Genomic DNA, 13,186 nt, shown 5'->3' on the forward strand with positions numbered 1-13,186 from the left:
GAGCCTCAATGAGTCCTGACTACATGCTCACTGTCCTTGCTGCAGGGCTCGCAACCTAGCACAATGTCTCGATAGTTTTCTTGCGCTTACCCTGCTCCCTGACAGAGGGGGTTTTATCCGTCAATTATGCTGGATAAGGCATTTGAATGGGTGCTTATCCAGCAGCTTTTGGTCTGCAACTGCAAGAGAGCACTATCAAATCATCCATACCCAGAGTTACGCCGACCCCAACGACAGTCGCGCCCGATCTCCGTGCTCCTATAGGAGCAGATACCAGGTTGTCTAGCAGAGCTGGTATCTGCTAGACCAAGTCCCTCACAAAAAGCACACCCGGTAAGCCGATAAAATAATGGCATCGAGCAGCAGGTGATCGCCCGTGGTACAAACTCAACCCCAGCTCAACACCTTTAGCGACTTTCTCGCCTATGCCCAGGAGGTCGAAGGCTACTACGAACTCACCAACGGAGAACTGGTTGAAATGCCGCCAGAGTCTGATGAAAATCTGTATCGGGCAATGCGGCTCTACGAAGCCCTCAAGTCCGTTGTCGATATGCAGCAAATTCGCCTCCAGGGTGTGGCGATCGCCACACCAGGACAGCCCAAAAATCGCTATCCCGACCTCACAGTCTTGCGGCCCGAGCACCCTGAGCAAATGCGCGAGCTAGGCCAGGCCGCCATCACCCTAGAGATGGCCCCACCCCTGCTGGTGGTCGAGGTGGTCAGCCCCGGAGCCGAAAATCGCCGCCGCGACTATTTAGAAAAGCGCAACCAGTATGAGTGGCGCGGCATTCCTGAATATTGGATTCTCGACCCGGTGGTGGGCCAGGTGACGGTGTTGAGCTTGACCGCCCAGGGCTATAGCGAGGCCACCTTTGCCGGGGAAGCGGTAGTGGTGTCGCCTAGCTTTCCCGACTGGGCGCTGACGGCTGAGGTCATGCTGGCGCTGGGGTAGGGCTGCGATCGCCTAGATCAGCAGGCCATCGTAGACCACATCGATCGCGTGGGTGTGGTGATCTATAAACCCATAGATGCTCTAGCTGGCTGAGCGTTGGGTAAGCTGACTCAGGGTTTCGACCTCATCTGCCGCCATGGCCCAGCCTAGGGCACCGGCATTTTGAGCCGCCTGACCAGCATTTTTAGCGCCAGGAATGGGCATGACGTTGCCCTGGGCCACCAGCCAGTTGAGGGCCACCTGGGCCGGGGTGCGATCGTGCCTGGCCCCAATCTCCTTTAGCGCCTCAATTACTGGCATCAGCTTGGTCAGGCCCTGTTGGCTAAAGCGCGGGTCGAGCCAGCGGGCTCCGGCGGGCTTGAGGTTGGCCTCGGGGGTATATTTGCCCGTCAGCAGCCCCTGGGCCAGGGGGCTGTAGGCCAAAATCGTCACCCCCAGTTGCCGGGCCGTCTCGATCACACCGTTGGTCTCGGGGGTGCGGTGCAGCAGCGAGTACTGCACCTGGTTGACCGCCAGGGGCACCCCCTGCTCGGCCAGATACCCGTGGGCCGTCCGCATTTGCTGGGCCGAATAGTTGCTCACCCCCACTGCCCCAATGCGACCCCGCTTCACCTCTGCCGCCAGCGCCTGCATCAGGTCTTTTTGGCTGAGCAAAAAGTCGAGGGGCCAGTGCACCTGGTAGAGGGCCACCGAGGCCACCTGAAGGCGATCGAGGCTGGCGGCCAAGGCATCGGCCACCGACTGCTTTGAAAATCGCCAGGGCAGCGGAAAGTACTTGGTCGCCACCACCGCCTGACTTGGGTGCTGCTGCATAAAACGGCCAATTAACTGCTCTGACTGGCCAAAGCCATAGATTTCGGCGGTGTCAAACAGGGTCAGCCCGGCCTCTAGGGAAGCTGCAAAGGCGGCTTCGAGATCGCGATCGCTGTAGGCCTTGCCATAATCCCAAAAGAGCGAGTCACCCCAGGCCCAGGTCCCGACGCCCAGGGCGGGCACGGTAGGGCCATTAGGGCCAAGGGTCACAGTTTGCAGGTCAGTGATAGGGGGCATGGGCAGACTCCAGGGGCAGTGGGGACAGAAAGAAGGCAGCGGCTACAACAGAAGCAAAAGACGATATATCAAGTCCAAATCGGAACCTGTAGTGCTTCCACCAGCGCAACTCCGCTTCCGGGCTTAGATGAGGCTTGTCATATTGTAAACTTTAGTAAACAGCCTTCAGAATCATTCGAGAGAGAGATTGTCTGCCATGAACCGTCGCCACCTGCTGCAAGCTGTTTTAGGGCTTTGCCTAGTCTGCCTCAGCTGGGTGGTGTCTCCCCTGCCAGCCCTGGCCCTGGGAGGAGTTCAAATTCCCCTGGGAGAGCCAGCGCCCGACTTTACCCTACCGACCAACGCAGGCGATGGCGAGATCTCCTTGGCCGACTACCGCAACCAATGGGTGGTGCTCTATTTCTACCCTCGCGACTTTACCTCGGGCTGCACCGTTGAGGCCCAGCGGTTTCAGCGCGATATTGACGCCTATAAAGCCCGCAACGCCCAGGTGATTGGCATCAGCGCCGACAGTGTTGAGTCTCACGCCGAGTTTTGCGATGCCGAGGGGCTAGAGTTTCCCCTGCTGTCTGACCCCAAAGGGGCCGTGAGTAAGGCCTACGGATCTTGGCTGGGGGCCATGTCGCTGCGCCACACCTACATTGTTGGCCCCGACGGCACTATGCAGGCCCGATTCCTGGGCGTGCAGCCGGTGATCCACAGCCAGGAAGTGCTCGCAGCGCTAGACGAATTGCAGCAGGACGCATAGAGCGGCAACCATAGGGTGGATAGTGCCCACCATTGGGGACTCTTTTTGCTAGAAGTCGCCTTATGACAATTCTGACAAAGAAAATACCCAAAGATTTTGCTTCCTCCCGAGGGCGCAGGCCCTGCGCCCCTCCATGGGGGCGTCTTCTTTCATAGAAGTCGCCTGAGCTTTTAAGGCCTGTGCTTAAGGGTTTGTGAAGACTCAGGAAAAATACCTAAAAAGCGATGAACTTCCGGGAATAGCGCTGATGCAAGCAGGTAGCCTATGCCACCATCAGAAGTATCAGGACGGCATCCATGGGAAAGGCTCCTGGCTTTTTCTCACTAGCATTTATCCGACTCATCAACCTGAAAGTTGTCACTAGGGAAATCGCAGCCCAGCATTAGACGCTCACCCAGCGCCAGCCGCCAGCATTCTCACCGCTCACCGCAGCACTGACTCCGGCTACCGACTCAAGCGTTCCCGCTGCTTCATGGGGAATGCTTGGGTTAGATTGCCCATGCTCCGCTAGCGGAGGCTTTGAAGCCTAGAGGCCACACCGGCTGGGAAAATCTGCCATCTATTCCTGAGTCGGCTCAATCGAGCCGGAGAGAGCTGCACACCCCTAAAGCAAAGGCGATCGCCGAGATCTCTCACCCTAGCCGCTGCTTTTTGCTGCCAAGACTACCGTAAACAACTACCGAAGACTGTAGGTTGATATGACCCTAGCTCAAAACCGTTCTACAAAACCTGCCCCCCAGCCCGGCAGCAACCTAGCCCCTGCGGCCCTCTCTCAAAATTACTCTATAAATAAGCTAGAAAATAAACCAGATATTGCCCCCCCTAGCCCACCGTTAAGTCGCGTGACTAACAACATCAAACCCCTTCTAGAGAAGGTCTACCCCCCTGAAACTGCCGAGTGGTTGACCACCAAAATCTTTGCCCTGATCAAAGACACCCTCTGTCCCTCAGGCCGCGAAGATCTCAAAAAGTGGAACCACAACAACGTGCTGCTGATCACCTACGGCGACAGCATCTGCGACGGCCAGCGGGCACCCCTCTCCGTGCTAGCAGAATTTTTAGAAACTCATCTGGAGGACACCATTACCGGCGTCCACATTCTGCCCTTCTTCCCCTACAGCTCTGACGACGGCTTTGCCATCATCGACTATCTCAAGGTCAACAGTGAGCTGGGCAACTGGGAAGACATCAAGCGCATTGCCACCCACTTCAACCTGATGGCCGACCTGGTGATCAACCACATCTCCAGCGAGCACGAGTGGTTCCAGCAGTTCAAAGAGAACGAACTCCCCGGTCGCAACTACTTCATCACCGCCGACCCCAGCGAAGATCTCTCCCAGGTGGTACGCCCCCGCAGTTCACCCCTGCTCACCCCGGTCGAGACCGCCGAGGGCAAAAAGTATGTGTGGAGCACCTTCAGCGCTGACCAGATCGACGTCAACTTCGAGAACCCCGACGTGCTGATCGAGTTCGTCAAGATTATCCTCGCCTACGTCGAGGCCGGGGCACGCTACATTCGCCTCGATGCGGTGGGCTTTTTGTGGAAAAAGCAGGGCACCAACTGCATGCACCTGCCCGAAACCCACGCCGTGGTGCGCCTGTTTCGCGAGATCTTGCAGCTGGTTGACCCCGGCATTGCGCTGATCACCGAGACCAACGTGCCCAACCGCGAGAACCTGAGCTACTTTGGCAATCGCAACGAAGCCCACATGATCTACAACTTCAGCCTGCCACCGCTGCTGCTGAATGCGCTCATGCAGGGCCGCTCAGACCACCTCAAAACCTGGATGATGAGTATGCCGCCCGCCCCCATCGGCTGCGCCTACTTCAACTTCACCGCCTCCCACGACGGCATCGGTATGCGCCCCGCCGAGGGGCTGCTGGCGGCGGATGAGTACGAGCAGCTGATCGCCGCCATGCGCAACTTCGGCGGCAAAATTAGCATGCGCAGCCGCCCCGACGGCACCGAGTCGCCCTACGAGATCAACATCTCGCTGTTTGACGCCCTCAAGGGCACGGTCAAAGGCGAAGACCAGTGGCAGGTGGAGCGCTTTATCTGCTCTCAGACGATCATGATGGCGCTGGAAGGGATTCCCGCCTTCTACATCCACAGCCTGCTGGCCACCCACAACTACACCGAGGGCGTAGAGCAAACGGGCCACAACCGCACCATCAACCGCTACAAGTGGGACTTGGAAACCTTAGAGAAAAACCTAGCTGACCCCACTACCGCCCACGCTAAGGTGTTAGCAGAACTCAAGCGGCTGATCAAGATTCGCCGTCAGCAGACATCCTTTCACCCCAACGCCACCCAGTACACCCTGCACCCGATGAACCCTGCCCTGTTCGCCTTTTGGCGGCAGAGCCTGACCCGCGACCAGAGTATTTTTTCGGTGCATAACCTCAGTGACCAGCCTCAAGAGCTGCGGCTGAGCGATCTCAACCTGGTCAGCACCGATGACTGGTACGACCTGATCAGTGGCCACCGTTTTACAGACGATCGCGCCGTTTACGAGCTAGCCCCCTACCAGTCGGTGTGGATCACCAATAAACCCAACTCCGCCCACGACGACACCATGCCCACGCTGCTGTAGTCTGAGCATCTCAAGGGGAGTCTGCTCTAAAAATAGCCCAGCTTTTCATCGTTGGGGGTGCCGCGTCAGCGGCATGGACGATTGGTAGAAACGGTCAGACAACTATTGCCTGGACGTCGTTTAAAAAAGTTTCCCTCACGGTGGGCAATGCCTACCGTGAGGGAAATCTGCTTGTACCAAATCCGAGTCCTATCACCCTGATTTGGAATCAGCAGGGGCATTGCACTGCAATGCCCCTATAAAGCGGGGGTACAGAACTCAGATTCGGTATGAGATACCGACTCTAGCAATCGTAGTAGAGGGCCAGCTCGTAGGGGTGGGGCCGCAGACGCATGGGGTTGACTTCGTTATCGAGCTTGTACTCGATCCAGTTGCTGATGAAGTCTTCGGTAAACACGCCCGTATCAGTCAAGAAGCTGTGGTCAGCTTCCAGGGCCTTGAGAGCATCCAGCAGCGAGCCGGGGGTCGAAGGAATCTTTGCCAGCTCCTCGGGGCTGAGGTCATAGATGTCTACATCTAGCGGGTCGCCGGGATCGATCTGGTTCTTGATGCCGTCGATGCCCGCACAGAGCATAGCGGCAAAGGCCAGGTAGGGGTTGGAGGTAGCATCGGGGCAGCGGAACTCTAGGCGCTTGGCCTTGGGGTTGTCGCCGGAGAGGGGAATGCGCACCGAAGCGGAGCGGTTGCCCTGGGAGTAGGCCAGGTTCACGGGAGCCTCAAAGCCCGGCACCAGACGCTTGTAGGAGTTGGTGGTGGGGTTGGTCAGCGCCAGCAGAGCGGGGGCGTGCTTGAGAATGCCACCGATGTACCACAGGGCCATCTGGCTCAGACCGGCGTAGCGATCGCCCGCAAACAGAGGCTCACCGTTGTTCCAGATCGACTGGTGGGTGTGCATGCCGGAGCCGTTGTCGTTGAACAGGGGCTTGGGCATGAAGGTGACGGTCTTGCCCCACTTCTTGGCGACGTTCTTAATGCAGTACTTGTAGATCATTAGCCAGTCGGCGGCTTCGATCAGCCGACCAAAGCGAATGCCCAGCTCGCACTGGCCGCCGGTAGCTACTTCGTGGTGGTGCTTCTCGATGGGCACGCCCAGCTTGGCCATGGTCAGCAGCATTTCACTGCGCATGTCTTGGGAGGTGTCGGTGGGGGCCACGGGGAAATAGCCCTCTTTGTAGCGGGGCTTGTAGCCGAGGTTGCCGCCCTCTTCAACCCGACCGGTGTTCCAACGGCCCTCGACGCTATCGACGTAGTAGTAGGCCGAGTGCTCAGTTTGGTCGAAGCGCACGTCGTCGAAGATGAAGAACTCAGCTTCGGGGCCGAAGAAGGCGGTGTCGCCTAGACCGGTGGACTTGAGGTATTCGATCGCTTTAGTTGCGATCGCACGGGGGCAGCGAGAGTAGAGTTCGCCGGTGCGGGGCTCTTTGATGGTGCAGATCATGCTCAGGGTCGGCTCCGCCATGAAGGGGTCGATCCAGGCGGTGTCGGGGTCGGGCACCATCATCATGTCCGACTCGTTGATGGCCTTCCAGCCGCGAATGCTGGAGCCGTCGAAGGCTACCCCATCGGTAAAGCTGCTGGCGTCAATCTGGCTCTTGTGCAGGGTGAGGTGCTGCCAGATGCCGGGCATGTCGATAAATTTCAGGTCGATTAACTCAATGCCGTCATCCTCAATCCATTTCAGGATGTCTGCGGGGGTTGCCATGAACTACTCCTTAGCCTCTTTAGCGTTCTAACTGCGGGAAAATCCGTCTGAACTATCCTAGGAAGTGGGGTTCGCCCATTTTGTATCAGCTACTACCTTTTGTCAGGGAATGGCAACAAAAGCCCCAGCAGCAATCATGATGTTTTGTAACAATTTACTCATAAACCCTCTGCTTCGGGAGGCTTGGGCAACCCAGGGGTTAGGCCCCCATGGTAAACTTCTTCGAGAAATAAAGCCTGGAGTTCATAGGGATTTAGAGCCTCTGACCAGGGGTGAGCGACCCGAGGTTGCCGCCATTTAGGCGACCCCAAGTTGCCGCCGTTTATAAAATGCTGTTTGCCAAGTGAGAGTTGGGAGAAACCACCTATGCGGGACGCTGTCACCACGCTAATTAAGACCTACGACAACACCGGACGCTACCTCGACAACAGCGCCCTAGACTCCATCAAGTCCTATTTCGATAGTGGCCTCGATCGCATCAAGGTGGCGGCGGTCATCAGCGCCAACGCCGCTGGCATCGTCAAAGAAGCCGGGGTAACTCTGTTTGCCCAGGTGCCCGAGCTGATTCGCCCCGGTGGCAACGCCTACACCACCCGTCGCTACGCCGCCTGCCTACGCGATATGGACTACTACCTGCGCTATAGCAGCTATGCCCTGGTGGCGGGCAACCCCGACGTGCTCGACGAGCGCGTGCTCACCGGCCTGCGGGAGACCTACAACTCCTTGGGCGTGCCCATTGGCCCCACCGTCATCGGCATTCAGCTGATGAAAGACATTGTCAAGGCCAAGGCTCTAGAAGTTGGTGTCACCGATCCGTCTGTGGTCGACTATCCCTTCGATTATGTCAGCCGCTCCCTCAGCGAAATTAGCGTCTAGGGGACTTTCCCTGCTCCCGGTCGGCCTTGAGCCCTCACCCTACCCTTCTCCCTAGGGAGAGGGGTTTTGAGTTTCAGGAGCACTCTCTCTGTGACCGCTCTCGCCCTTGGCATTGACTTTGGCACCTCTGGGGTGCGTGCCGCTGTGGTTGACCCACAGCGGCATTTGGGTTGGGAGTATCGCGATAGCTACCCAGATCTCCCTGCCCCAGAGAACTGGCGGCAAGCGCTATTTACTGTTTTAGGAGAACTGCCCGAGGATATTCGAGCACAGGTGGGGCGGGTGGCGATCGACGGCACCTCGGCCACGGTGCTGCTGTGCGATCGCACCGGGCAAGCCCTGACGGCACCGCTGCTCTACAACCATCCCTGCCGGGACGCGCTGGCGACCGTCCTTCAGATCGTCCCCCCTGACAACCCCGCCGCCAGCGCTACCGCCAGCCTGGCCAAACTGGTCTGGTGGCACCAGACTTTGTCCCAAGACTCTTGGCGTCGAGCCGCCTATCTGCTGCACCAGGCCGACTGGCTAGCCGCCCATCTCCACGGGCAGTGGGGCATCAGCGACTACCACAACAGCCTTAAGCTGGGCTACGACGTGGGAGAACTGCGCTACCCCCAAACCATGCTGGGGCAGCCCTGGAGCCGGGTGCTGCCTCGGGTGGTAGCTCCGGGAGAGGTCATCGGGCCGGTGACGGCAGCGATCGCCCAGCAGTTTCGCCTTGCTCCCCAGTGCCAGGTAGTGGCAGGCACCACCGACAGCATTGCCGCTTTTCTCGCCAGCGGAGCCAGCACTTCGGGGGATGGCGTCACCTCCCTGGGCTCTACCCTGGTGATTAAGTTGCTGAGCGATGTGCGGGTAGATGCGGGCGAGTACGGCCTTTACAGCCATCGGCTGGGAGATCGCTGGCTGGTGGGCGGCGCTTCTAACAGCGGCGGCGCGGTGCTAGAGCATTACTTTAGTCGAGAGGAGTTGGTGCGGCTGAGCGATCGCATCGACCCCACCCGGCCCACGGAGCTAGACTACTACCCCCTGCTGAAGCCTGGCGAACGCTTCCCCATCAACGACCCCGACCTAGCACCCCGACTCACCCCCCGCCCCCAAGATGACGCCGCCTTTCTCCACGGGCTGCTGCTGGGCATTGCCCGCATTGAGCAGCGGGGCTACGCACTGCTAGCAGAACTGGGCGCTACTCCTCTGCGGCAGATCTACACCGCCGGGGGCGGGGCCGCCAATGACACCTGGCGACAAATTCGCCACCGTCTGATGCCTGTACCCATTAAAAACGCCGCCTCAACTGAGGCGGCGGTGGGTAGTGCCTATCTGGCATTAGGCTAGCTAACCTAGAGGTCGAACTGGTTGCCCCGACGATATTGCAGGTAGGCGGCGACAAACAGGCCAGCCAAAGTAACAGGGATCAGCCCTAAAACGATGCCACTGAGTAACGGCTCAACCACAGCTAAACTCCTAAACTCAACAAAAATTCTATAGACTCAACCATAGCATCAATCTCTCACCCAGGGGGCAGATTCTCGATGCGATCGCGGCCCTTTGCCACAGTGGTAGCCAGACGATATCTAGATTTGCCTGGTCGATCAAGTCCCTATCTTTGACCCAAGAGAGCTACCCTCCAGCGAGCGCTTCGGGATTGATCGCCGTCGTCCGTAACAGTTTGTTAGCAGCCAGATCACCACAGATACATACTCGATTTTTTATTCATAATTGTGACTTCATATAGCTCAGAGCAAGGCGTTTGAGCAACCCCATAACACATGTGGAGAGGCAAAAGATGCTCTTCTCTAGGGTGGCAGAAGCGTGCTCCTGGAGCCTCGGCCCAGTTAATCAAGAGTTCACGCCTTGTGTGCTCTGGGAGATCATGATCAGTGCATACTTTTTGCAGCCACTTTTCAAACGACTCGTTGAGCTGAAAAGAGTCGGGGTTATCTGGGGCAAAAAATGCCTTGAGGTTGTGAAACGAGAATCCTGAGCCGATGATCAGAACGTTTTGGTCTACAAGTTTCTGGAGCGCATTCCCGATTTCAATGTGGAAAGAAGCGTCGAGGGTATTGACTAGAGACAGCTGAATACAGGGAATATCGGCCTCTGGATACATGATCTTGAGAGGCACGAAAACACCGTGGTCTAAACCTCTTGACTCATCTAGTTGGGCGTCAATTTCGCGGTTTTTAAGCAGGCGATAAACCTCGCGAGCCAAGGAAGGTTCACCCGCGCAAGGATATTGAATTTCGTAAGACTCTGGAGGAAACCCGTAGTAATCATAGATCAGCTGGGGCTTGCTTTGCGCCGTAATGGTAGGCACCCGTTCTTCCCAATGGGCACTGACCACCAGAATGGCATCTGGTCGGGGAATGCTTGCAGCTATTTCTTGCAGGCAGGACACCATTTGATGGTGGCCCGGATCTTTTAGCAGCGGCCGCGGCCCACCACCATGGGAGATAAATATTGCGCGAGGTAATGATTTCATCTTGTGTAAGGTAATGACTTCATCAAACTGTTTTTTGGCTTAACAGCTCTGATCTAAACCTGAACCTGGGCTAGAACCCTGAGATTTATCGCCCTGAGATCTTTGTGCTAGTAGAGTTTCGATCGCTCCCAATAGCTCCCCCTGGCCCCAGTTTTGGTAGAGCGAGGCGGCGATCGCACAGCCCCCTGCCCCCACGCCCTCCTTCACAAACCCTCGTTCGTAGGCCCGCAGAGCTTCAAACTGCGAGTGCTCAAACGAGAGCTGCGTCGCCATCAGACAGGCTTTGGTTAGTTCTGCTAGACCCACCGTATCCCCAGTGGCATCTTCTGCTACCCAGCGGGTCGTACCCACCACCACATTGTGAGGGTTCCAATCACACCCTTCGGCCTCTGCCAGAGCCACCATCAGCGCGTAGACTGCCAACATCTGCGTGCCCCCCGCCAGCAGTACAGGTCGAGTGCGACTGGCGGCCAGGGCCAGGCCCGCCACCACCGGCTGCATCGGGTCGCCCACCGCCGCCACTACCGCGAGGGGCTGAGGCTGGGCCGCTAGTCTAGCTAGGGTCAGCCCCTGGGCTACCAGGGCCTGTTTTTGGCCGTGATTACAGGTGGGGTGGCTGCTGTTAACGCGATCGCCCGCCTCGACCCCCAGCCCGGTGAGCACGCCCAGGGCCGTCGTCGTGCCCCCCACCACGCACTCCCCTAGCAGGAGATAGCCATTGTTGTCAGCGGCCCAGGCTTCTCCCTGGGCTAAGCCCTGGTGCCAGAGGTGACGCACCGTTTCAATCGGCAGAGCCGACCCGGTGCTGAGACATTGAGCAGGCTTACCGCCCAGATCGAGAGAGGGCACCGGTGGGGGCAAAGGCAAGCCCGCATTTAAAACGATCAGGGGAATCTGCTGTCTGGCGAGGATGGCTCTAGAAATCAGTGCCGGCGATGCCCCAGACTGGAGCGGCGGCAGGGGATATTGGGGTGCTGGGGTCAGTCCGTTGACCATAAACTCGGCGTCGGCCAGGGCAGTGTAGCGGCGATCGCCAGGGGTCGCCCCTGCCGCCGAGATTCCCTCGATCAGCCCGGTCTGGGTAAACCCCAGGGTCAGCACCAGCGTTGGCCGCAACCCTTGCACTTGATCAATCCAGGCTTGACCCTGCTGGGGAAGGGTATAGGTCTTAATCAGGGCCATGGCAGTGGGGTGAGGGGCTGGGGTCGCTCAGCGCGGCGATCGCTACGCTGGGCTGCTCAAATTGGAGCACTGCCCAGCACTTTCGTTTTAGGGATCAATCTTTTAAGAGATCCTGCACCCACCCTGGTGGGTCGGGCAGCTTGGCCCCCAGCCGCCCCAGCAGCAGCCATGCGGCCAAGTGAACTGTAAAAAGGTACACCACATTGCTGGCGATGACCGACACCAGCGCCAGCAGTTGCACAGCCTCCACATTGGCCTGACCGAGCACCCCCACATTCAGCACACCCAAGCCCACCAGCCGCTCTAGCCCCCAGTTCAGCATCTGGCTGGCCTGGGTGGTGAGGTACACCCACAGGTCTTCTCCCACCAGCACCGACGACAGCCAAAGCCGAAAGAAAAAGCCCACCGTGCCCAACAGCGACCCCACGGCGATCGACCAGTACCAGCTAGCCCGCCTGAGCCAAAAAAAGCCCAGCTGTACCCCTAGCAGTGCGTAGGGCATTAAAAACAGCAGGCTGCGGGGCGGCCCCATCAGCACCGACAGCAGCAGCCCCGACACCAGCGCCGACATCCAGGCAGCTCGAGGCCCCCAGCGCAGATACACCAGCGCCGTGGGCAGCGGAAACAGCATGCGCAAAATTGGCCCCGGCGGAAAATAGGTATTCACCAGCCAGATCAGCGCTGCGGTACTGGCTAAAAATGCCGTCTCGACCATGGCCAGGGGGCCAGACTTGAGTCGATGGGCCATGTCTGGCCGCTCAGCCTCGGCTTCGGCAGCGCGATAGTCTAAGTAGGTCTCTAGCCCATCGAAGTCGTTGGCATCGGCTTCGACCTGGGGCACAGGCTGAGCCCCAGGGGTCGGATCAGGGGAATGACTCATGGATGGCTAAACCAGCAGACGTTCTAAGGCATTGATGTCGGGAATACTCATTAGGTCTTTTTCCCGCACGATCAGCCCTTTCTTCTCTAGCTTACTCAGCACTCGGGTCACCGTCTCGCGCGCCAGACCGCTGAGGCTGCTCAGCTCGCGATGGGGCAGGTTAGGAATCTCAATGCCACCGGCCACAGGCTGCCCCTGCCCATCGGCCAAAAAAAGAATAATATCGGCTACCCGTGAGGTACTGTCAGACTCGCGCAGCCGTAGGCGGCGGTTGACCTGGCGCAGGCGTCGTGCCATCAGCCGAGAGAGATGAATACCGGCTAGGGGCTGGGTATTGAGCAGCTTCACAAAATCACTGGCGGGCATGCTGCCAATTACCGTGGGCACCAGGGTAATCACATCGGTGGAGCGGGGAACCTCTTCTAGGGGAGCCATTTCGCCGAACAGCTCGCCCTTGCCCAAAATATTGAGCGTGACTTCTTTACCGTCGAGGTTGTAGGTGCGAATCTTAACCCACCCATCCAAAATAAAATAAACCGATGACCCCCAGTCATTTTCTAGCAGGATGACCTGGTTGGCTGGGTGCCGACGAGACACCACATGGCTAGTGGCTTCAACTACAGCTTCCTCAGGTAGATCCTGAAACAGGATTGCAGACCGAATTAACCTAAGATCGGCATCCGCATCCCTAGGGTTGTAGCGAGAATCCATTAATCACCC

The 13,186-nt window shown here is 58.2% G+C and carries 12 protein-coding genes; 5 read left to right on the forward strand and 7 right to left on the reverse strand.

The window, feature by feature from the left end; genetic code table 11:
- The first annotated feature begins 376 nt into the window (after positions 1-376).
- Positions 377-952, forward strand: a complete 576-nt coding sequence (locus tag AC0QKW_RS12505; protein ID WP_473151406.1) for a Uma2 family endonuclease — start codon at positions 377-379, stop codon at positions 950-952.
- Between the two features lie 81 nt (positions 953-1,033).
- Here AC0QKW_RS12505 and AC0QKW_RS12510 read toward each other — a convergent pair whose 3' ends face one another.
- On the reverse strand, positions 1,034-2,002 hold the full coding sequence (locus AC0QKW_RS12510) for an aldo/keto reductase (protein WP_473151407.1): 969 nt from the start codon (positions 2,000-2,002) through the stop codon (positions 1,034-1,036).
- Between the two features lie 196 nt (positions 2,003-2,198).
- Between AC0QKW_RS12510 and AC0QKW_RS12515 the strand changes: the two genes are divergently transcribed.
- Together AC0QKW_RS12515 and AC0QKW_RS12520 are read left to right on the forward strand one after the other, a co-directional pair.
- A complete protein-coding gene (locus AC0QKW_RS12515) occupies positions 2,199-2,750 on the forward strand; it encodes a peroxiredoxin (RefSeq protein ID WP_473151408.1) in 552 nt (183 codons plus the stop codon).
- Between the two features lie 842 nt (positions 2,751-3,592).
- Complete coding sequence (locus AC0QKW_RS12520; RefSeq protein ID WP_473151409.1) at positions 3,593-5,344, forward strand: alpha-amylase family glycosyl hydrolase; 1,752 nt, start codon at positions 3,593-3,595, stop codon at positions 5,342-5,344.
- Positions 5,345-5,627: 283 nt separating this feature from the next.
- Here AC0QKW_RS12520 and glnA read toward each other — a convergent pair whose 3' ends face one another.
- Complete coding sequence (glnA, locus tag AC0QKW_RS12525) at positions 5,628-7,046, reverse strand: type I glutamate--ammonia ligase (RefSeq protein ID WP_473151410.1); 1,419 nt, start codon at positions 7,044-7,046, stop codon at positions 5,628-5,630.
- A 366-nt stretch (positions 7,047-7,412) separates the two neighbouring features.
- Between glnA and apcB the strand changes: the two genes are divergently transcribed.
- Together apcB and AC0QKW_RS12535 are read left to right on the forward strand one after the other, a co-directional pair.
- On the forward strand, positions 7,413-7,922 hold the full coding sequence (gene apcB, locus AC0QKW_RS12530) for an allophycocyanin subunit beta (RefSeq protein ID WP_473151411.1): 510 nt from the start codon (positions 7,413-7,415) through the stop codon (positions 7,920-7,922).
- A gap of 90 nt (positions 7,923-8,012) precedes the next feature.
- Entirely contained in the window at positions 8,013-9,257 is a 1,245-nt protein-coding gene (locus AC0QKW_RS12535; RefSeq protein WP_473151412.1) for an FGGY-family carbohydrate kinase, read from the forward strand.
- Positions 9,258-9,262: 5 nt separating this feature from the next.
- On the opposite strand, the gene petG is transcribed toward AC0QKW_RS12535, so the two are convergent.
- From petG to AC0QKW_RS12560, 5 genes are all read right to left on the reverse strand, one after another.
- The gene (petG, locus tag AC0QKW_RS12540; protein WP_106882944.1) at positions 9,263-9,376 is read right to left on the reverse strand and encodes a cytochrome b6-f complex subunit V; all 114 of its coding nucleotides are present in this window, start codon (positions 9,374-9,376) and stop codon (positions 9,263-9,265) included.
- Between the two features lie 230 nt (positions 9,377-9,606).
- The gene (locus AC0QKW_RS12545) at positions 9,607-10,404 is read right to left on the reverse strand and encodes a DODA-type extradiol aromatic ring-opening family dioxygenase (protein ID WP_473151413.1); all 798 of its coding nucleotides are present in this window, start codon (positions 10,402-10,404) and stop codon (positions 9,607-9,609) included.
- 39 nt (positions 10,405-10,443) lie between these two features.
- The gene (gene cobT / locus AC0QKW_RS12550; protein WP_473151517.1) at positions 10,444-11,580 is read right to left on the reverse strand and encodes a nicotinate mononucleotide-dependent phosphoribosyltransferase CobT; all 1,137 of its coding nucleotides are present in this window, start codon (positions 11,578-11,580) and stop codon (positions 10,444-10,446) included.
- Between the two features lie 100 nt (positions 11,581-11,680).
- Complete coding sequence (locus AC0QKW_RS12555; protein ID WP_473151414.1) at positions 11,681-12,466, reverse strand: DUF2232 domain-containing protein; 786 nt, start codon at positions 12,464-12,466, stop codon at positions 11,681-11,683.
- A 6-nt stretch (positions 12,467-12,472) separates the two neighbouring features.
- Complete coding sequence (locus AC0QKW_RS12560) at positions 12,473-13,177, reverse strand: Crp/Fnr family transcriptional regulator (protein WP_473151415.1); 705 nt, start codon at positions 13,175-13,177, stop codon at positions 12,473-12,475.
- Between the last annotated feature and the right edge of the window lie 9 nt (positions 13,178-13,186).

Source organism: Pseudanabaena sp. PCC 9330 (genome assembly GCF_055795045.1).

What these genes read in the sequence shown, in the direction of transcription:
- AC0QKW_RS12515 (WP_473151408.1), top strand. Translation starts at nt 2,199, where the DNA reads ATGAACCGTCGCCACCTGCTGCAAGCTGTTTTAGGGCTTTGCCTAGTC.
- AC0QKW_RS12560 (WP_473151415.1), bottom strand. Translation starts at nt 13,177, where the DNA reads ATGGATTCTCGCTACAACCCTAGGGATGCGGATGCCGATCTTAGGTTA.
- AC0QKW_RS12510 (WP_473151407.1), bottom strand. Translation starts at nt 2,002, where the DNA reads ATGCCCCCTATCACTGACCTGCAAACTGTGACCCTTGGCCCTAATGGC.
- glnA (WP_473151410.1), bottom strand. Translation starts at nt 7,046, where the DNA reads ATGGCAACCCCCGCAGACATCCTGAAATGGATTGAGGATGACGGCATT.
- AC0QKW_RS12545 (WP_473151413.1), bottom strand. Translation starts at nt 10,404, where the DNA reads ATGAAATCATTACCTCGCGCAATATTTATCTCCCATGGTGGTGGGCCG.
- AC0QKW_RS12555 (WP_473151414.1), bottom strand. Translation starts at nt 12,466, where the DNA reads ATGAGTCATTCCCCTGATCCGACCCCTGGGGCTCAGCCTGTGCCCCAG.
- apcB (WP_473151411.1), top strand. Translation starts at nt 7,413, where the DNA reads ATGCGGGACGCTGTCACCACGCTAATTAAGACCTACGACAACACCGGA.